Consider the following 19,501-nt stretch of genomic DNA (forward strand, 5'->3'; position numbering starts at 1 on the left):
GAAGATTCACTTCCACCAGTACTCGACTTGCACACCGACATTCGAGCCATGCCGCGCGGTGCCGTAGGCGCCGGTGTCAGACAATGCCGACCCAGCCGCCAGCTCATTCGCCGCGCGTTTGGCCGCTGCGTTCCAGCTCGCATAGGTGTAGTACAGACGCACTTCCGGGCGCGCCCAGAAATCCGGGCCTTTGGGCGACCAGGTCGGGGCGAAGGTGAATTTGCTCAGTTTGCGCGTACCGCCGGTGGCGTCGACCTGATCATGACCAAGCTCGGTGACCAGTTTGAACTGTTCACTGATGGCATAGGCCGGGCGCACACCGATGGACATCCAGGTCTGGTCCTGGCTGCCGGGGCGAATGTCTTTCTGGTACACGGCCTCGATCTGCCCACCGAAACGCGGGGTCACCTGCCAGTCGAAAAACTCCACGGCGCGGTAGCTTTTGCTGCTGTTATCCAGGGCCGTATTGCCGGTGTAGCCAAGGCCGGTGCCGGGACCTTCGCCATACTGCAGGGCGAACTTGTTCTTGCCGCCAAGGAAAGGTTTTTGCACATGTTGCGCGGTCAGCGCCCAACCGCTGTTGGCATCACGCCCACCGGCTTTTTCGATGTAGCTCAAGCCCAGTTCCAGCTCGCCGCCGGGGTTGGTCTTGAAGCCGGCCACGTTGAAGTCGTGACGCGTGGCGTATTCCTTCTGGTACAGGTTGTCCTTGCGCGAAAGCGCGTAGCTGTATTTCAGGTCGCCAATCAGCACATCCTCGATGCCGCCGCCCGTGGCGCTCTGGTTCCAGTAGTAGAAATCGGAGATATGGATGTCGTTACGCTTGTAGTAACGCCGCCCCGCCCACAGCGAGCCGCCGTTGAGGCTGGGCAGGTTGGACCACTGTGCATACATCTGCGGCATGCGCGCCGAGCCGTTGTCTTCGCCCTGGAATTTAAGCGCGCGGTCGTACTTGTTGTAGAGCGAAGCCATGGCGTCGACGCTGAGCACGGAGCCGTCGTCGAGGGTCAGCAGGTCCTGGCGCAGTTCCAGTTCGGCGTACTGTTCGCATTCGTTGCCCAACCGGTATTTGGATTGCGCGCCCGGTAGTTGGAAGCATTGCTGCTTGCCACTGCCGGTCGACGTCCCCGCGCCGCTACGCAAGTAACCGGCAAACTCCAGGGCCTGAGCGCCGAACGGCAAGCTCAGACACGATGCAACGAGGCCCAGCTTTATTGTTGTTTTCATGAAGTACTCCGATATTTTTATTATGTTTGTGTGAAGCGCCCGGTGCTCCCACACCGGGAATTGACCTTCTGCTTCGCGTCGCGCGGGGCAGTTGCAACGACGTTCCAGCCGTCAGTCCTTGAGGTGCAGCACAAAGGATTCGTAAGGCCGCAACAGCAGCGGGCCCGTGCTGACCTGGCAAGCGGGGTAGTTGCTGATCAGCAGGCGTTGTCGGGTAGCGGCGTTGAGGACGTGATCGGGCAGCTGGATTTCGCAGGGTTTGCCGTAGAAGTTGTTCAGCACCAGCAGGCGCTCGCCATGGCCTTCGCGCAGGTAGGCCCAGACCTGGAGGTGGCCCAGCAACAGTTCGCGGTAAACGCCGTCTTGAATCAGCGGCTCCTGGCGACGCAAGGCGATCAGGCTGCGGTAGTGATGCAGCACCGAATCCGGGTCATCCCGTTGGCTGTCGACGTTGATCTGCGCCGCGTTGGCCGGGATGCCGATCCACGGTTCGCCGCTGCTGAAACCGGCATGCTGGCGAGCATTCCACTGCATCGGCGTGCGCCCGTTGTCCCGCGACTTCTGCATAATCGCCGCCATGCTCGACGCCTCGGACTCACCGGCATCGCGCTTGAGGCGGTAGATGTTGAGGGTTTCGACATCGCGGTACTGCTCGATCGTGTCGAATCCCGGATTGGTCATGCCCAACTCCTCGCCCTGGTACACATACGGCGTGCCCTGCAGGAAGTGCAGCGCCGTGGCGAGCATCTTGGCCGAGACCACACGATGCTCACCGTCATCCCCAAAGCGCGAGACCACCCGTGGCTGGTCGTGGTTACACCAGAACAGCGCGTTCCAACCACCGCCGGCCTGCATGCCCAGTTGCCAGTCGGAAAAGATCTGCTTGAGCTGCAGGAAATCGAAGTCGGCCTTCACCCACTTCTGCAGGTTCGGGTAGTCGACTTTCAGGTGGTGGAAGTTGAAGGTCATCGACAGTTCTTTGGACTCCGGCCGCGAGTAGCGGATGCAGTGTTCCAGGCTGGTGGATGACATCTCGCCGACGTTGATCAGGTCATGGCCTGCGAAGACTTCGCGGTGCATTTCCTGCAGGTACGCGTGTACGTTCGGACCGTCGGTGTAGAAACGCCGACCGTCGCTGGCGTCCTCGGGGAAATCGGCGGGCTTGGAGATCAGGTTGATCACATCCAGGCGGAAACCGCCGACGCCTTTGTCGCGCCAGAAACGCATCAGCTTGAACACCTCGGCGCGCACCTTGGGGTTGTCCCAATTCAGGTCGGCCTGGGTGTGATCGAACAGGTGCAGGAAGTACTGGCCGGTTTGCGCTTCGTATTCCCAGGCCGAGCCGCCGAATTTGGATTCCCAGTTGTTCGGCTGGTCGCGCCAGATGTAAAAGTCGCGGTACGGGTTGTCGAGGCTGCTGCGCGCCTGCTGGAACCACTCGTGCTCGATGGAGGTGTGGTTGACCACGATGTCGAGCATCAACTTGATGCCGCGCTTGGCCGCTTCGCTGATCAGTTGGTCGCAATCGGCCATGGTCCCGTAGCTCGGGTCGATGGCGTAGTAGTCGCTGATGTCGTAGCCGTTGTCGCGCTGCGGCGAGCGCAGGAACGGGGTGATCCACAGGCAGTCGACGCCCAGCCATTGCAGGTAGTCGAGTTTGTCCACGATACCCAGCAGGTCACCGGTGGCGTTACCCGCGTGGCTGTGAAAGCTTTTGGGGTAGATCTGGTAGATCACCGAGTGTTGCCAGTTTTGCATGGTGGGTTCCTTCAGTAAAATTGTGTACCCGCCGCTCGGGCCTCATCGGGAGCAAGCCCCCTCCCACAGGGGGAACGCATTCAACTGTGGGGCGGGCTTGCTCGCGAACGCGGTAATTCAGGCAACCCGATACCCAGGCCGCACGATCTTCATGCTCAATGCACAGGTCAGAACAAACGGCACGACCATCGCGATGACCATCCCGATCACAAACATCGGGATGGCATGCGGCATGATCGAGATAAACCCGGGCAAGCCGCCGACCCCGATGGCCGAGGCCTGCACCTTGTTCAGCGACAGGAAAATGCTGCCCAGTGCCGAGCCCAGCAGCGCGGCATAAAACGGGAACTTGAAGCGCAGGTTCACGCCGAACATCGCCGGTTCAGTGATGCCGAAATACGCGGAGACAGCGGAAGTCGAGGCCATGCTTTTGTCCCGCGCATTGCGCGCCATGTAGAACACCGCCAGCGCGGCGCTGCCCTGGGCCAGGTTGGACATGACGATCATCGGCCAGATAAACGTGCCGCCCTGGGTGGAGATCAGTTGCAGGTCCACCGCCAGGAACATGTGGTGCATACCGGTGATCACCAGCGGCGCATACAACAGACCGAAAATCGCCCCGCCGAGCATCGGCGCCAGGTCAAACAGCGTGACCACGCCCTGGGTGATCAGGATGCCGAGGTGACGGGTCACCGGGCCGATGATCGCCAGCGCGAGCACGCCGGTGACGACGATGGTGGTGATCGGCACGACCAACAGTTGGATGGCATTCGGCACCCGCGCGCGCAGCCATTTCTCGATGACGCTCATCACATACGCCGCCATCAGGATCGGCAGGATCTGCCCCTGGTAGCCAACTTTCTCGATCTTGAACCATCCGAAAATATCGAAGTACGGCAGGCTCTGGCCATCGAGGCCGGCCACCGCCTTGCCGTAGTTCCAGGCGTTGAGCAGGTCCGGGTGGACCAGCATTAGGCCAAGCACGATGCCGAGGATTTCACTGCCGCCAAAACGCTTGGCCGCCGACCAGCCCACCAGCGCCGGCAGGAACACGAACGAGGTGTTGGCCATCAGGTTGATCAGGCTCCACAGGCCATCCAGGTTCGGGTAGGCCTCCAGCAGCGTCTTGCCCTCGATGAACATGCCCTTGGCGCCCATCAGGTTGTTCACGCCCATCAACAGGCCGGCGATGATCAACGCGGGCAGGATCGGCATGAACACATCGGAGAACACCCGCACCAGACGCTGCATGGCGTTGGTCTTGTCGGCGCCCTTCTTCTTGACGTCGGCGATGGTGGCGGCGGCGAGGCCGGTCTGTTCGCGCAGGGCGGCGTAGACCTTTTCCACTTCGCCGGGGCCGATCACCACCTGGAACAGGCCACCGGTAAAGAACGAGCCCTTGACCAGGTCGACTTGGTTCAACGCGCTGCCGTTCACCAGGCTCGGGTCCTTGAGCGCCAGGCGCAGGCGGGTCACGCAATGGGCGGCTTGCTCAAGATTGTCGCGGCCCCCGAGGTGCTCGAGAATTTCGCGGGCGATGTTCGAATAGTCGTGGCTCATGCTTGGTTTCCACTTTGATTTTTTTATTTGGGGGGCAGTCATTGGCAGCACGCCGAAGGCAAAAGTACTCGTACAGACGAGTTAAAGCAACAACTCGTCTGTACGAGTTACATATTGTCTATTTTTTCTGGATCAGGCCCCGCCACAGCCCACAGATTTCCATGGGCCCAATGGACAAACCCCAGCCGTGCCACTAAGGTTCCTGCCTTGAACGCAAACGCGGCACAGAGCCATCCCCATGAGCAAATACAACCAGATCTATACCGATCTGCTTGCCAACATCACCACCGAACGCCTGCAACGCGGCACCCGTCTTCCCTCTGAAACCGAACTGATGGATGCCTACCAGGCCAGTCGTGGCACCGTGCGGCGGGCCATCGAGCAGCTGCAGGAGCGTGGGTTTGCGCAGAAAATCCATGGCAAAGGCACGTTTGTGTTATCGCCCAACCCCATCGAGTTCCAACTGGGCGGCATCGTCAGCTTCCACGAAACCCACGCCGACCTGGGCGATGACGTCCACACCGACGTCGTCGAATTCACCCAGTTCCCGCTGGAAGGTTCGCTGCTGCAGCATATCGAGGCCGAACCCGGCACCCTGATCACCCGTATCAAACGGGTGCGGCGCATCGGCGGCAAACGGGTGATCCTCGACATCAACCACTTCGTCGCCGACCTGATCCCCGGCCTGGACCGCACCATCGCCGAGCAGTCGATCTACGCCTTCATCGAACAGACGTTGCAGTTGCACATCAGCTACGCCCAACGCACCATCGAAGCCCTGCCCCGCGGCAAAGACGACCAGGCACACCTCGACCTTGAGGGGCAAAGCCATGTGATCGTGGTAAGCAACCAGACGTTTCTGCAGGACGGGCGGCAGTTCGAGTACACCGAGTCGCGGCATACGTTGGATAAGTTCTACTTTTCGGATATTGCGCGGCGCTAAGGCCGAGCGAAGCTCAAACGTGGCCGCGGGCCGCTATCGCGAGTAAGCCCGCTCCCACACTTTTGCTGCGGCGTTTGATTTATCGTGTTTCAGATGCGCAGAACCCCGGCATATGGCCGGGGTTCTGTTATTCAGCATCCACCTGCTAGGGCAGGATCATTCCCACTCAATCGTCGCCGGCGGCTTGCTCGACACGTCATACGTCACACGCGAGATGCCTTCGATTTCATTGATGATACGGCCGCTGACGGTTTCCAGCAGTTCGTAAGGCAGGTGTGCCCAACGGGCGGTCATGAAGTCGATGGTTTCCACCGCACGCAGGGCCACGACCCAGGCGTAACGACGGCCGTCGCCGACCACGCCCACCGATTTCACCGGCTGGAACACTACGAACGCCTGGCTGACTTTGTGATACCAGTCGGCCTTGCGCAGTTCTTCGATGAAGATGTGGTCGGCGCGACGCAGCAGGTCGGCGTATTCCTTCTTCACTTCACCGAGGATCCGCACGCCCAGGCCCGGGCCCGGGAATGGGTGGCGGTAGACCATGTCGTAGGGCAGGCCCAGTTCCAGGCCGAGACGGCGGACTTCGTCCTTGAACAGCTCACGCAGCGGTTCGACCAGCTTGAGGTTCATTTCCTCGGGCAGGCCACCCACGTTGTGGTGGGACTTGATCACGTGGGCCTTGCCGCTCTTGGCGCCAGCCGACTCGATCACGTCGGGGTAGATGGTGCCTTGGGCGAGGTACTTGATGTTGTCCAGTTTGTTGGACTGGGCATCGAATACGTCGATGAAGGTGCGGCCGATGATCTTGCGCTTCTTCTCCGGGTCGGACTCGCCGGCCAGGTTGTTCAGGAACTGATCTTCAGCGTTGGCGCGGATCACCTTGACGCCCATGTTCTCGGCGAACATGGCCATCACTTGCTCGCCTTCGTGCAGGCGCAGCAGGCCGTTGTCGACGAATACGCAGGTCAGTTGATCACCGATGGCCTTGTGCAGCAGCGCGGCAACCACGGAGGAGTCAACGCCGCCGGACAGGCCGAGCAGGACGTTGTCGGTGCCGACCTGGGCACGCACGTTGGCGATGGCGTCTTCAGCGATTTTCGACGGGGTCCACAGGGCTTCACACTCGCAAATGTCGAGGATGAAGCGCGACAGGATGCGCCCGCCTTGCTTGGTGTGGGTCACTTCCGGGTGGAACTGCACGCCGTAGTAACCACGCTCGTCGTTGAACATGCCGGCGATCGGGCAGCTCGGGGTGCTGGCCAGGATGTGGAAGTCTTGCGGCATCTTGGTGACTTTGTCACCGTGGCTCATCCACACGTCGAGGCCGAACAGGCCGTCGGCGTCGACGTGGTCTTCGATGCCGTCCAACAGGCGGCTCTTGCCGACCACGTCGACACGGGCATAACCGAATTCACGCAGCTCGGAACCTTCAACCTTGCCGCCCAACTGCTCGGCCATGGTCTGCATGCCATAGCAGATACCGAACACGGGCACGCCCAGGTCGAATACGGCTTGCGGGCAGCGCGGGCTGTTGGCTTCGTGTACCGACTCGGGGCCGCCGGCGAGGATGACGCCTTTCGGTGCGAATTCGCGGATCGCTGCGTCGTCCATGTCGAACGGATGCAGTTCGCAGTACACACCGATTTCACGCACGCGACGGGCGATCAGTTGGGTGTACTGGGAACCGAAATCGAGGATCAGGATACGGTGGGCGTGAATGTCGAGGGCCATGAGATCAGTCTCGTCTAATGAATCAGAAACAACTCGGGGCTGAATAAGACAGCCCCGGTTACTTAACTTTATGCTGGAAGCCTCAACCTACGCGGTAGTTTGGCGCTTCCTTGGTGATCTGCACGTCATGGACGTGGGATTCGGCCATACCGGCGCCGGTGATCCGCACGAACTCTGGCTTGGTACGCATTTCGTCGATGTTGGCGCTACCGGTGTAGCCCATCGAGGAACGCAGGCCGCCCATCAGTTGATGGATGATCGCGCTCAGGGTGCCTTTGTACGGCACACGGCCTTCGATGCCTTCCGGAACGAGTTTCTCGGCGCCTGCCGAAGAGTCCTGGAAGTAACGGTCGGAAGAACCTTGCGCCTGGGACATGGCGCCCAGCGAACCCATGCCGCGGTAAGCCTTGTACGAACGCCCCTGGAACAGTTCGATCTCGCCCGGGGCTTCTTCAGTACCGGCGAACATCGAGCCCATCATCACGCAGGAAGCACCGGCGACGATGGCCTTGGACAGGTCACCGGAGAACCGGATACCGCCGTCGGCGATCAACGGAACGCCCGTGCCTTCGAGGGCCTCGGCGACGTTGGCGATGGCGCTGATTTGCGGCACGCCCACGCCGGCGACGATACGCGTGGTGCAGATCGAGCCAGGGCCGATACCGACCTTGACCGCATCCGCGCCCGCTTCGGCCAGGGCCTTGGCGGCAGCGCCGGTGGCGATGTTGCCGCCGATCACCTGGACTTCAGGGAAATTCTGTTTGACCCAGCGAACGCGGTCGATCACGCCCTTGGAGTGACCGTGGGCGGTGTCGACCACCACCACGTCCACACCGGCAGCAACCAGGGCCGCTACGCGATCACCAGTGTCTTTACCGGTGCCGACTGCCGCGCCGACACGCAGACGACCTTGGTCATCCTTGCTGGCCAGCGGGTAAGCCTTGGCTTTTTCGATGTCGTTGACGGTCATCATGCCCTTGAGGGCGAATTTGTCGTCGACGATCAGCACGCGCTCGATGCGGTGCTTGTGCAGCAATTCGCGCACGTCGTTCTTGTTGGCGCCTTCCTTGACCGTGACCAGACGCTCTTTAGGCGTCATCACTTCGCGGACGGTGACTTCAAGACGGTTCTCGAAACGCACGTCACGGGAGGTGACGATGCCGACGAGGTCGCCATTGTGCAGCACCGGAACGCCGGATATGTTGTGCAGACGGGTCAGTTCGAACAGGTCGCGCACGGTGGCGTCAGCGTCGATGGTGATCGGATCTTTCACCACACCGGCTTCATAACGCTTGACCTTGCGCACTTCGGCAGCTTGCTGCTCGACGGTCATGTTCTTGTGGATGATGCCGATACCGCCTTCCTGAGCCATGGCGATGGCCAGACGGGCTTCGGTGACGGTATCCATGGCAGCGGAAACCAGGGGAATATTCAGCTCGATGCCACGGGTTAGGCGGGTCTTGAGACTGACTTCGTTAGGAAGCACCTCGGAATAACCGGGCACTAGGAGAATGTCGTCGAATGTCAGAGCTTCTTGGCTGATACGCAGCATCGCGGGGGCTCCCGAGCGGGAAAATGGAAGCGCGCCATTATACTCAGACACCCCTCAGGTCTCAACGTAAAACTCTGACAAACTTGGTAATACTGATAGATGGAGAAAAGATGCTGCTTTTCTGTAGGAGCGAGCTTGCTCGCGAAGAACACCAAGGCACCGCGTTTAACCAGACCACCCGGATTATCGTTGACGATTTTCGCGAGCAAGCTCGCTCCTACAATGGGTTGAACTTGCAGCCTACAACTCGACTTTGACCCAACTGATCTTCTGGTCCAACCAATCGGCAAATTCGTCGATAAAGCTCTGCTTGAACCCCGCCTCCGCCCAGTTGTTGAAGATGAATCCGAGGTTGGAAAACCCACATTCCTGCAGGAACAGAAAACCGTTGATGTCATCCTCATGCCCACACAGCGGGCAGGTGAAGTTGTCGGTGTGGCCGGGCATCCACTCTTCCAGGCTGTCGAACAGCGCCTCGCCGATTTCCTTGAGGCATTCCGGGCAGCCGGCTTCTTCGAGAAAGCCCTTGGCCGGTGTATAGATGCAACGCTTGTAGATGATTTCCAGGCCATTGACGGGTTCGTTGAACGGCAGCGCATCCGGGTGCAGCACCACGGCGCGGGCGCCGTCGGCCAGGGCGTAGGCCATGCGGTTGCCGGTGCACCCGCAGGTGGTCAGCTCTTCCTTGATGATGTTCTTGCGCACCAGCCAGCGCACGATCGCCCGGGCACGGGGTTCGTGGACGGGCAAGGTGGAGATTTTCGGGACAAGGATGCTTTGGGAATTCATGGGAGCCCTGCGGTATGACGTCTGGCGCCGTCGCGGGCAAGCCCGGCTCCCACCTTGCAATGCGATCGACTGTGGGAGTGGGCTTGCTCGCGAAGAAGCCCTGAAGGCAGGCAGCTTAATCCCTGCCCGACACAGGTCAAGTACTCAGGTACCGCCCAATCAAGGCAATGCCACTGGCCAGCACCAGCCACGTGACCAATCGCACAAACGCCTCACGGGACATGCGCAACGTCAGCCGCCGCCCACACCACAACCCCAGGGCCATCGCCGGCAGCAGGCAAAACGCCAGCAGCAACAGCGGCATGTCGGCATACACCCCGGCGATCAGGAACAGGCTCAGGCGCACCACGGTGCTGCAACTGATCAACGCGCTTTGCGTGGCGCGCGCGGCGTCCTTGGGCAAACGACTGCTCAAGTAGATCGCATATAGAAAGCCGCCACTGCCGAACAACGCACCGAACAAACCGCCGACGGTGCCCATGGGAACCGCCCAGCCCGCCGCCAGTTGCGCCGGCCGGGCCTTCACCGCCAAGGTGTAAATCGCGTAGGCGCTGATAAACAGCCCCATCAACAACAGCAACAGATCCGAATGCAGGTTGAGCAAAAACACCACGCCCAGGGTGCAACCGATCGCCATGCACGGCAGCAGTCGCAACAGCTCCGGCTTGTTCACATCCCGTCGCGATTGCAGCAGGTTGCCGAAGGCCGCGATGAAATCCAGCAACACCAGCAGCGGGATGACCTTCGACAGCGGCATGAATATAAGCAGGATCGGCCCCGCCACCAGCGCCGTACCGAACCCGGCGATGCCAAACACGATATAGGCCACGGCAACGCCCAGGCCGATCACCAGCCAATCTGTACCGCCAAACGACCACTGACTCATCAGCTCAACCGGGCTCATGGGCAATTCCTTGAAAGAGAGGTGCATCACTTTAGCCATGGGTGAGAGTTGCGACTAATATCTTCAAAGCCCTCCACACATCTCGAAAAGGCATGACGCGTGATTTCCACCCGCCAACTGCGCTACTTCGTCGAAATCGCCGACAGCGGCAGCTTCAGCGCCGCCGCCGAGCGCCTGTTTGTCGCGCAATCGGCCCTGAGCCGGCAGATCAAAGAACTGGAAAACCAACTGCACACCCCATTGTTCGAACGCACCGCGCGCCTGCCTCGGCTGACCGCCGCCGGTGAAGCCTTCTACCCGCGGGCGCGCAATCTGCTGAGTGAACTGCACAAGGCCAGCGAGATGGCGACGCAAGTGGGTAACGGCCAGGTCGGCACCCTGCGCTTGAGCCATTCGAGCACCGTGCCGATGAGCGGCGCGCTGCTGCGCGGCATCAGCACCTGGCTGGAGCGCTGCCCCGGCGTATCGATGGATATCGCCAAACTGTCCTCCGAAGCCCAACTCGAAGAAATTGCCGACGGTCGCCTGGACGTCGGCCTACTGCGCCTGCCGGTGCTACGCCAGCGCGAAGGCGTGCGTGTGGTGCCTTTATACAGCGAGCAGTTACTGCTGGCCGTACCGCCGAACCACGCGCTAGCCCGCTGCCAGGCACCGGTCGAATTGGCCCAACTCAAGGACGAAGCGTTTATCTCGGTCCCCCACCCCCAGCGCGGCGGGCTGAGCTATCTGTCGGCCGAGTTGTGCATGCGTGCCGGATTTTTCCCCAAGGCTGCACGGGTCATGTCGCGCAAGACCACGCAGTTGCAGTTGATCCAGGCCGGCTTCGGTATCGCCTTGTTACCAAAATCGATGCAGGACATCGCCCCGGCCGCCGTGCATTTTTTACCCCTGACCGACCCGGACTGCCTGAGTACCGTGGCCCTGGCCTGCCCGCACACACCGAGCGCGTTGGTGGAGCAATTCTGCCAAACCTTGCGCGAATGCCTATAAACTGCCGCCCATGATTAAAGATCCCTCTCCATGATTAAAGATCCGTTCGCCCGCCTGGGCCTGGACCGCGAGGTCCTGACTGTCAGCCAACTCAACGGCCGTGCGCGGGTGTTGCTGGAAGACGTGTTCACCAATATCTGGGTCGAAGGCGAGATCTCCAACCTCGCCCGCCCGGCTTCCGGCCATGTGTACTTCACCCTCAAGGACAGCGGCGCCCAAGTGCGTTGCGCGCTGTTCCGGCAGAACGCCGCGCGGGTGCGCCAGGCATTGAAGGACGGCCTGGCGGTGAAAGTGCGCGGCAAGGTCTCGCTGTTCGAGGGCCGTGGCGACTATCAACTGATCCTCGACACTGTCGAGCCCGCCGGCGATGGCGCGCTGCGCCTGGCCTTCGATGCGCTGAAGGAAAAACTCAGCGCCGAAGGCCTGTTCAGCGCCGACCGCAAGGTGGCGTTGCCGGCCCATCCGCAGCGCATCGGCATTATCAGCTCGCCGACCGGCGCGGTGATCCGCGACATCATCAGCGTGTTCCGCCGCCGCGCGCCGCAGGTGCAACTCACCTTGATCCCCACGGCCGTACAGGGCCGCGAAGCGGTGGCGCAGATCGTGCGCGCGCTGAAGCTGGCCGACGCGCGTGGCTTCGACGCATTGATCCTGGCCCGTGGCGGCGGCTCGCTGGAAGACCTCTGGTGCTTCAACGAAGAAGCCGTGGCCCGGGCGGTGGATGCTTGCGTGACGCCGATCGTCAGCGCCATCGGCCATGAGACCGATGTGTCGATCAGCGACTTTGTCGCCGACGTGCGCGCGCCGACACCGTCTGCCGCCGCAGAACTGCTCGCTCCGGACGCCAGCAACCTGGTGCGCCAGGTCGACAGCCTGCACCGCCGCCTGGTGATGCTGATGCGCAACCGGCTGAGCCACGACCGCCTGCGCCTCGAAGGCATGGCCCGCCGCCTGCGCCACCCCGGCGAACGTCTGCGCCAACAGGCCCAGCGCCTGGATGACCTGGACATGCGCCTGCGCCGCGCTTTCGAACGCAGCCTCAACACCCGCCGCGAACGCTTGATCCGCCTGGAAACCCGCCTCGCCGGCCAACACCCCGGGCGCCAACTGGCCTTGCTGCGCCAACGCCTGGACAGCCTCGCCGAACGCCTGCCCCGCGCCATGCGCGAAGGCCTCAAGGCGCGCCGCCTGCAACTGCAAAGCCAGGTGCAGACGCTGCAAGTGGTCAGCCCGCTGGCGACTCTCGGCCGCGGCTACAGCATCCTGCTCGACGAGCGCGGTCATGCGATTCGCAATGCCGCGCAGACCCACACCGGCCAGCGCCTGACTGCGCGCCTCGGTGAAGGCCAATTGCAAGTGCGGGTGGAAGACAACCACCTGACACCCGTCACCCTTTCGTTATTGGATTGATCGATGCCACGTTTTTTCAGCCTGTTGATGCTGCTGTGCCTGACCGTCAACGCCCACGCCGACAGCTTCATCATCCGGGCCTTGAACAAGCCGGTGCCCGGCGGTGTGGCCGTCGTCGACCTGGGCCCCGCGGCGGCCGCGCCGAAAGCCACCTACCAGGGCAAGCCGGTCCTGGTGGTCAAGGAGCAGGCCAACTGGCTGGCGATTGTCGGCATTCCGTTGACGGTCAAACCGGGCAACGAACGCATCAGCAGCGGCGGGCGCAACCTGCCGTTTATCGTCGGCTACAAGCAGTACCCGGAACAGCGCATCACCCTGAAGAACAAAAGCCAGGTCAACCCCGCCCCGGCGCAACTCAAGCGCATCGAAGCCGAGCTGGCGGTGCAGATCAAGGCTTACCGCCGTTTCAGCCCTAACCTGCCAAGCAACCTGCTGCTGGACAAACCGGTCAACGGCCCGCTGTCGAGCAAGTTCGGCGTGCGTCGCTTCTTCAACGGCGAAGAACGCAATCCGCATTCCGGCCTGGATTTCGCCGTCCCCGCCGGCACACCGATCAAGACCCCGGCGGCGGGCAAGGTGATCCTCACCGGCAACTACTTCTTCAACGGCAACACCGTGTTCGTCGACCACGGCCAGGGCTTTATCAGCATGTTCTGCCATATGTCGAAGATCGATGTCAGTGCGGGCCAGCAACTGGCACGCGGCGCGGTGGTGGGCAAGGTCGGCGCGACGGGTCGCGCGACCGGGCCGCATATGCACTGGAATGTCAGCCTGAACGATGCACGGGTGGATCCCGCGATCTTTATCGGCGCATTTCAACCTTGACCGACTCGATTGCGCAGCCGATAGAGGCTGCGCAATTAAAACCAGCCTCAGACTATTTACCAAGCATAAAATCTCGTTTCCTACGCCCACAGAAGAACTTATCTCAATTTTTCTGGACTACTTGCCATCTTTCACCCCGGCGGTTAGGGTTGAACTTATGAAAACCTCTCACACACTCATTTTGCTCCGCCAGCACCGCAGCCTGTGCCTTGTCAGCGCACGACTGCCAGGCTGAATCGATCTGCCTCGTCCCTTGTTTTATACCCCATAACAGTTTTCCGGCAGGCCGCCCTTTTTCGGCCCTTCCACCAAAGGATTTCCCGATGAGCATGCTCAAAGACCCGTCTTCGAAGTACCGCGCGTTTCCGACCATCGATATTCCGGACCGCACCTGGCCGTCGAAAACCATCACCACCGCGCCGATCTGGTGCAGCTCCGACCTGCGTGATGGCAACCAGTCGCTGATCGAACCGATGGATGCAGTGAAAAAACTGCGCTTCTGGAAGACCCTGGTCGCCGTCGGCGTGAAGGAAATCGAAGCCTCGTTCCCGGCCGCTTCGCAAACCGACTTCGACTTCGTCCGCACCCTGATCGAAGGCAACCACATCCCCGAGGACACCACCATCCAGGTGCTGACCCAGGGCCGTGAAGACTTGATCGAGCGCACCTTCGAATCCCTGCGCGGCGCGAAAAAAGCCATCGTCCACCTGTACAACGCCACCTCGCCGTCCTTCCGTCGCATCGTGTTCAACCAGGACAAGGACGGGATCAAGGCCATCGCGGTCAACGCGGCCAAACTGTTCGTCAAATACGCCGCCCAGCAGCCGGAAACCCAGTGGACGTTCGAATACTCGCCAGAGACCTTCAGCGCCACCGAGCTGGAATTCGCCAAGGAAGTGTGTGACGCAGTGATCGAGGTGTGGAACCCGACGCCCGAGCACAAGATGATCCTCAACCTGCCGGCCACCGTTGAATGCGCCACGCCGAACATCTATGCCGACCAGATCGAGTGGTTCGGCCGTCATGTCAACCGTCGTGACAGCGTGATCATCAGCCTGCACACCCACAACGACCGTGGCACCGGCGTAGCCGCCACCGAATTGGGCCTGATGGCCGGCGCCGACCGTGTCGAAGGCTGCCTGTTCGGCAACGGCGAGCGTACCGGTAACGTCGACCTGGTCAACGTGGCGTTGAACCTCTACACCCAGGGCGTGAACCCTGAACTGGACTTCTCCGACATCGACGGCGTGCGCAAAGTGGTCGAGGAATGCAACCAGATCCAGGTGCATCCACGTCACCCGTATGTCGGCGACCTGGTACACACAGCATTCTCCGGCTCCCACCAGGACGCAATCCGCAAGGGCTTCGCCCAGCAGAAACCCGACGCCCTGTGGGAAGTGCCGTACTTGCCGATCGACCCGGCCGACATCGGCCGCAGCTACGAGGCGGTGATCCGGGTGAACAGCCAGTCGGGCAAAGGCGGCATCGCCTACCTGCTGGAGCAGGAATACGGCATCAGCTTACCGCGTCGCATGCAGATCGAGTTCAGCCAAGTGGTTCAGGCCGAAACCGACCGCGTGGGCCTGGAGATGAGCGCTTCGCAGATTCACGCGCTGTTGCAGCGTGAATACCTGCAAGCCAACACGCCCTACGCGCTGGTCAGCCATCGTCTGCAGGAAGAAAACGGTAACAGCACCGTGGAAGTGGAAGTCTCGGGCAAAGGCCAGGGCGAAACCAACCTGCACTGGCACGGCAAGGGCAACGGTGCGCTCGAAGCCCTGGTCGCCAGCCTGCCGATTGGCGTGGAAATCATGGACTACAACGAACACGCGATCGGTGCCGGCACCAACGCCAAGGCTGCGGCCTACATCGAGCTGCGAGTGAACGGTGAGCGTCCGGTGCATGGCGTGGGCATTGATGAAAACTTCACCACGGCCAGCTTCAAGGCGGTATTCAGCGCCCTGAACCGCTCGCTGAGCCATCTGGAAGCGAAAGCGGCGTAAACACTGAGCGCTGACATGCAAAAGGCCCCTGGGTGAGAACTCAGGGGCCTTTTTTGTTGGGCTTTGGATGTGTGTGGTCTGTCGGGGCCTCATCGTGGGCAAGCCCACTCCCACATTTTGACCGTGTTCGGCTCGAATGTGGGAGTGGGCTTGCCCGCGATAGCGGTCTGTCAGACAAACTGAAAAGTATCGGCATCCAGGTTCGCCGGAAATTTGCTGCGGTAAGCCGCCAATTCATCCGCTTTGAGGCACACCGTAAACACCCCGTCCGCCTCCCCCGCACTCAACAGGCTCTCACCCTGGAAATCCAGCACCTGGCTATCCCCGGTATAAGCGAAGCCTTTGCCGTCGGTACCCACCCGATTCACCGCCGCCACATAACACAGGTTCTCGATCGCCCGCGCTGGCAGCAACCGGTTCCAATGCTGGCGTCGCGCCCCCGGCCAGTTGGCCGTGTACAGCAGCAGGTCGGTGTCCTGGGCGTCACGACTCCACACCGGAAAGCGCAGGTCGTAGCAAATCAATGGGCGAATACGCCAGCCCTTTATCTCGAACAGCACCTGGCGCTCGCCAGGCGTGTAGTGATTGTGCTCGCCGGCCATGCGAAACAGGTGGCGCTTATCGTAATGCAGCACCTCGCCGTCCGGCCGCGCCCATAACAGACGGTTGCGGTGGCTGCCGTCGGCGGCCTGGATGATCACACTGCCGGTGATCACCGCGTTGTACTTCGCCGCCTGGCTCTGGAGCCAGCGATGGGTCGGGCCATTTTCCGGTTCGGCCTGGGTGGCCGAGTCCATGGAGAAACCGGTGGTGAACATCTCCGGCAGGATGATCAGGTCGGCGCCACGGGCCTGTTCCAGCAACAGTTCGAAGTGATCGAGGTTGGCCTGGCGGTTGTGCCAGGCCAGGCTGGTCTGGACCAGGGCGATGTTCAGGTCGGGTAGTGCATTCAGATCACGCATAGTTTCTCAGCTGCTTGTTGCAGCGTCTCCTCGCGTTTGGCAAAGCACAGGCGCACCAGGCGCTGGCCTTGGGGTGGATGCTGATAGAACACCGAAACCGGGATCGTCGCTACGCCATGCTCGCGGGTCATCCACAACGACATGGCGACGTCATCCAGGTCTGGGCGAATCGCTGAATAATCCACCAGTTGGAAGTAAGTACCGGTGACCCGGGTAAAGCTGAAACGCGACGGCGTCAACAGGTCGCAGAACAGGTCGCGCTTGGCCTGGTAAAAGGCCGGCAGTTCTTCGACGTGTTCCGGGTGTTCGGCCATGAAGTCTGCCAGCGCGTACTGCAGCGGGGTCACGCCGCAGAAGTTGACATATTGATGCACCTTGCGCAATTCGACGGTCAGCGCCGGTGGCGCGACCACGTAGCCGGTTTTCCAGCCGGTGACGTGATAGGTCTTGCCGAAGGAGCTGACCACGAACGCACGTTGATACAGTTCTTCGTGGGCCAGCACGCTGACATGAGGCACACCGTCAAACACCAGATGTTCGTAGACCTCATCGCTGACCAGGTAGATATCGCGGTCGCGGATCAAGGCCGCCAACAGGTCCAGCTCGGCGCGGCTGATCAGTGCGCCGGTGGGGTTATGCGGCGTGTTCAGGATGATCATGCGCGTGCGCGCAGACAACGCCGCCTGGATCTTTTCAAAGTCGAGGCTGAAGTTTTCCAGGTTCAGTTGCACATGCACGCAGCGACCGCCGGCCAACTCGACCGAAGGCTCATAGCTGTCGTAGCACGGGTCGAACACGATGACCTCATCGCCGCTGCGGATCACCGCCTGGATCGCGCAGAAGATCGCCGCCGTGGCTCCGGGCGTGATCGTCACTTCGCTGTCGGGGCTGACCGTGGCGCCATAGCTGCGCGCGATCTTGGCCGCCACTTGCTGGCGCAGGGCTGGCAGGCCGGTCATCGGTGCGTATTGGTTATGGCCGCTGGCGACATGCTTGCCCACGGCATCGAGCAAACCCTGCGGGCCATTGAAGTCAGGGAAGCCCTGGGACAGGTTGAGCGCGCCGGTTTCGGCAGCGAGTTGCGACATGGTGGTGAAAATGGTCGTGCCGACATTTGGCAGCTTGCTGTTGATCATCGGAGGCCCCTGCAGGTGAACCGCAAGTTTTAAGCTGCCAACTGCATCGGGTCAAGGCGCAAACCACCGCGCACAAAAAAGGGCCCGTAAAGAGCCCTTTTTGCGAGGTCGGAATCAGCGCTTGTCGCGGCGCTTCTTGTCGGCCTTCTTGTGGTGAGTCATCAAACGACGCTTCTTGTTCACCTGACGGTCAGTCAGTGTGTTCTTGTTGCCTTCGTATGGGTTCTCGCCACCCTTGAACTCGATACGGATCGGCGTACCGACCAGCTTCAAGACACGGCGGTAGGTGTTTTCCAGGTAACGCACGTAGGATTTAGGCACCTTCTCGATCTGGTTACCGTGGATCACGATAATCGGCGGGTTGGCACCACCCAAGTGGGCGTAACGCAGTTTGATCCGGCGGTTGTTGACCATCGGCGGTGCGTGCTCGCCGACCGCGTCTTCGAGGATCTGGGTCAGACGGTTGGTCGGCCAGCGGGTGACCGCAGACTTGAACGAGTTCTGTACGGACGCGTAGAGGTTGCCCACGCCGGTGCCGTGCAGTGCCGAGATGAAGTGGATATCGGCGAACTCGACGAAGAACAGACGACGCTGCAGTTCGATCTTGACGAAATCGCGCTCGCTCGGCGTCATGCCATCCCACTTGTTGATCGCGATCACCAGCGCCCGACCAGCCTCAAGGGCGAAGCCCAGCAGGTTGAGGTCGTGGTCCACCACGCCTTCGCGGGCGTCCATCACGAAGATCACCACGTTGGCGTCTTTGATCGCCTGCAGGGTTTTCACCACGGAGAACTTTTCAACTTCCTCGTGGATCTTGCCGCGCTTGCGCACACCAGCGGTGTCGATCAGCGTGTACTTCTCGTCGTTACGCTCGAACGGGATGTAGATACTGTCGCGAGTAGTGCCGGGCTGGTCATACACGATGACCCGGTCTTCACCGAGCATACGGTTGACCAGGGTCGACTTGCCGACGTTGGGACGGCCGATGATGGCGATCTTGATACCGTCTTTTTCGCTCGGGCCCGGAATGCGCTTGGCTTCCTCACCTTCGGCGACGACCTCTTCTTCGCCCTCTTCTTCCTCGGCGTCATCCTTAGGGAAGTCGCGCAGGGCGATTTCCAACATCTGGGTGATGCCGCGACCGTGGGCACCGGCGATCGGGATCGCGTCGCCCAGGCCCATCGGGCTGAATTCGGCACGGGCCATTTCAGGATCGATGTTGTCGATCTTGTTGGCAACCACGTAGGAACGCTTGTTGCGCTTGCGCAGGTGCTCGCCGATCATCTGGTCGGCAGCGGTGTAGCCCGCGCGGGCGTCCACCAGGAACAACACGACATCGGCTTCTTCAATGGCCAGCAGCGACTGCTCGGCCATCTTTTCGTCCATGCCATGCTCGTCACCGGAGATACCACCGGTGTCGACAATAATGTAGGAGCGCCCTTGCCACTTTGCCTCACCGTATTGGCGATCACGGGTCAGACCGGACAAGTCGCCGACAATGGCGTCGCGAGTCCTGGTCAGGCGGTTGAACAAGGTGGACTTGCCGACGTTAGGTCGGCCCACCAGGGCGATTACGGGAACCATGCGGCTCTCCACTTCGTTATTTCAGAAAATACAAAAGCCGCTGCAAGGCAGCGGCTGGTGCTCGGGGCGGCATTTGAAATGCCACATACCCTGCCCGACACTGGTTCCTGTAGGAGCGAGCTTG

15 protein-coding genes are annotated in these 19,501 nt (G+C 61.1%); 5 read left to right on the plus strand and 10 right to left on the minus strand.

Translation table 11 applies throughout. From position 1 onward, the window contains the following. Positions 1 to 6 precede the first annotated feature (6 nt). From RGV59_RS30645 to treP, 3 genes are all read right to left on the minus strand, one after another. Positions 7 to 1,227, minus strand: coding sequence for a maltoporin (locus RGV59_RS30645; protein ID WP_026139927.1), 1,221 nt, complete (start codon positions 1,225 to 1,227; stop codon positions 7 to 9). 111 nt (positions 1,228 to 1,338) lie between these two features. Beyond that, on the minus strand, positions 1,339 to 2,985 hold the full coding sequence (gene treC / locus RGV59_RS30650) for an alpha,alpha-phosphotrehalase (RefSeq protein WP_126585453.1): 1,647 nt from the start codon (positions 2,983 to 2,985) through the stop codon (positions 1,339 to 1,341). A gap of 117 nt (positions 2,986 to 3,102) precedes the next feature. After that, the gene (treP, locus tag RGV59_RS30655) at positions 3,103 to 4,545 is read right to left on the minus strand and encodes a PTS system trehalose-specific EIIBC component (RefSeq protein ID WP_046489811.1); all 1,443 of its coding nucleotides are present in this window, start codon (positions 4,543 to 4,545) and stop codon (positions 3,103 to 3,105) included. A 238-nt stretch (positions 4,546 to 4,783) separates the two neighbouring features. Between treP and treR the strand changes: the two genes are divergently transcribed. After that, a complete protein-coding gene (gene treR, locus RGV59_RS30660) occupies positions 4,784 to 5,488 on the plus strand; it encodes a trehalose operon repressor (protein WP_017846160.1) in 705 nt (234 codons plus the stop codon). Between the two features lie 156 nt (positions 5,489 to 5,644). Here the strand turns inward: treR and guaA are convergent, their stop codons facing one another. From guaA to RGV59_RS30680, 4 genes are all read right to left on the minus strand, one after another. Further along, positions 5,645 to 7,222 (minus strand): glutamine-hydrolyzing GMP synthase, encoded by a 1,578-nt coding sequence (guaA, locus tag RGV59_RS30665; protein WP_046382186.1) that lies wholly within the window; start codon positions 7,220 to 7,222, stop codon positions 5,645 to 5,647. An 82-nt stretch (positions 7,223 to 7,304) separates the two neighbouring features. After that, entirely contained in the window at positions 7,305 to 8,774 is a 1,470-nt protein-coding gene (gene guaB / locus RGV59_RS30670; protein WP_017846162.1) for an IMP dehydrogenase, read from the minus strand. 240 nt (positions 8,775 to 9,014) lie between these two features. Further along, positions 9,015 to 9,563, minus strand: a complete 549-nt coding sequence (locus RGV59_RS30675) for a sugar ABC transporter ATPase (RefSeq protein WP_322247139.1) — start codon at positions 9,561 to 9,563, stop codon at positions 9,015 to 9,017. Between the two features lie 136 nt (positions 9,564 to 9,699). Next, positions 9,700 to 10,467, minus strand: coding sequence for a sulfite exporter TauE/SafE family protein (locus RGV59_RS30680; protein WP_126585454.1), 768 nt, complete (start codon positions 10,465 to 10,467; stop codon positions 9,700 to 9,702). 99 nt (positions 10,468 to 10,566) lie between these two features. Between RGV59_RS30680 and RGV59_RS30685 the strand changes: the two genes are divergently transcribed. From RGV59_RS30685 to leuA, 4 genes are all read left to right on the plus strand, one after another. Then, complete coding sequence (locus RGV59_RS30685) at positions 10,567 to 11,457, plus strand: LysR family transcriptional regulator (protein ID WP_126585455.1); 891 nt, start codon at positions 10,567 to 10,569, stop codon at positions 11,455 to 11,457. Positions 11,458 to 11,487: 30 nt separating this feature from the next. Next, complete coding sequence (gene xseA / locus RGV59_RS30690; protein WP_322247140.1) at positions 11,488 to 12,867, plus strand: exodeoxyribonuclease VII large subunit; 1,380 nt, start codon at positions 11,488 to 11,490, stop codon at positions 12,865 to 12,867. A gap of 3 nt (positions 12,868 to 12,870) precedes the next feature. Further along, complete coding sequence (locus RGV59_RS30695) at positions 12,871 to 13,692, plus strand: M23 family metallopeptidase (RefSeq protein ID WP_017846167.1); 822 nt, start codon at positions 12,871 to 12,873, stop codon at positions 13,690 to 13,692. 323 nt (positions 13,693 to 14,015) lie between these two features. Continuing rightward, on the plus strand, positions 14,016 to 15,695 hold the full coding sequence (leuA, locus tag RGV59_RS30700) for a 2-isopropylmalate synthase (RefSeq protein WP_017846168.1): 1,680 nt from the start codon (positions 14,016 to 14,018) through the stop codon (positions 15,693 to 15,695). 170 nt (positions 15,696 to 15,865) lie between these two features. Here leuA and RGV59_RS30705 read toward each other — a convergent pair whose 3' ends face one another. The 3 genes from RGV59_RS30705 to der form a co-directional block, all read right to left on the minus strand. Beyond that, positions 15,866 to 16,657 carry an amidohydrolase gene (locus RGV59_RS30705; RefSeq protein WP_017846169.1) on the minus strand — a complete coding sequence of 264 codons (792 nt, stop codon included), beginning with the start codon at positions 16,655 to 16,657 and terminating at the stop codon, positions 15,866 to 15,868. Next, entirely contained in the window at positions 16,645 to 17,793 is a 1,149-nt protein-coding gene (locus tag RGV59_RS30710) for a pyridoxal phosphate-dependent aminotransferase (protein WP_057004578.1), read from the minus strand. Before RGV59_RS30710 ends, RGV59_RS30705 begins: the two co-directional genes overlap by 13 nt. Positions 17,794 to 17,907: 114 nt before the next feature. Beyond that, positions 17,908 to 19,377, minus strand: a complete 1,470-nt coding sequence (der, locus tag RGV59_RS30715; RefSeq protein ID WP_017846171.1) for a ribosome biogenesis GTPase Der — start codon at positions 19,375 to 19,377, stop codon at positions 17,908 to 17,910. Positions 19,378 to 19,501 lie beyond the last annotated feature (124 nt).

The organism is Pseudomonas sp. FG1 (assembly GCF_034313875.1).
GTDB lineage: Bacteria > Pseudomonadota > Gammaproteobacteria > Pseudomonadales > Pseudomonadaceae > Aquipseudomonas > Aquipseudomonas veronii.

What these genes read in the sequence shown, in the direction of transcription:
- RGV59_RS30705 (WP_017846169.1), bottom strand. Translation starts at nt 16,657, where the DNA reads ATGCGTGATCTGAATGCACTACCCGACCTGAACATCGCCCTGGTCCAG.
- treP (WP_046489811.1), bottom strand. Translation starts at nt 4,545, where the DNA reads ATGAGCCACGACTATTCGAACATCGCCCGCGAAATTCTCGAGCACCTC.
- treC (WP_126585453.1), bottom strand. Translation starts at nt 2,985, where the DNA reads ATGCAAAACTGGCAACACTCGGTGATCTACCAGATCTACCCCAAAAGC.
- treR (WP_017846160.1), top strand. Translation starts at nt 4,784, where the DNA reads ATGAGCAAATACAACCAGATCTATACCGATCTGCTTGCCAACATCACC.
- leuA (WP_017846168.1), top strand. Translation starts at nt 14,016, where the DNA reads ATGAGCATGCTCAAAGACCCGTCTTCGAAGTACCGCGCGTTTCCGACC.
- guaB (WP_017846162.1), bottom strand. Translation starts at nt 8,774, where the DNA reads ATGCTGCGTATCAGCCAAGAAGCTCTGACATTCGACGACATTCTCCTA.
- RGV59_RS30680 (WP_126585454.1), bottom strand. Translation starts at nt 10,467, where the DNA reads ATGAGCCCGGTTGAGCTGATGAGTCAGTGGTCGTTTGGCGGTACAGAT.
- der (WP_017846171.1), bottom strand. Translation starts at nt 19,377, where the DNA reads ATGGTTCCCGTAATCGCCCTGGTGGGCCGACCTAACGTCGGCAAGTCC.
- RGV59_RS30710 (WP_057004578.1), bottom strand. Translation starts at nt 17,793, where the DNA reads ATGATCAACAGCAAGCTGCCAAATGTCGGCACGACCATTTTCACCACC.
- RGV59_RS30695 (WP_017846167.1), top strand. Translation starts at nt 12,871, where the DNA reads ATGCCACGTTTTTTCAGCCTGTTGATGCTGCTGTGCCTGACCGTCAAC.
- RGV59_RS30675 (WP_322247139.1), bottom strand. Translation starts at nt 9,563, where the DNA reads ATGAATTCCCAAAGCATCCTTGTCCCGAAAATCTCCACCTTGCCCGTC.
- xseA (WP_322247140.1), top strand. Translation starts at nt 11,488, where the DNA reads ATGATTAAAGATCCGTTCGCCCGCCTGGGCCTGGACCGCGAGGTCCTG.
- guaA (WP_046382186.1), bottom strand. Translation starts at nt 7,222, where the DNA reads ATGGCCCTCGACATTCACGCCCACCGTATCCTGATCCTCGATTTCGGT.
- RGV59_RS30645 (WP_026139927.1), bottom strand. Translation starts at nt 1,227, where the DNA reads ATGAAAACAACAATAAAGCTGGGCCTCGTTGCATCGTGTCTGAGCTTG.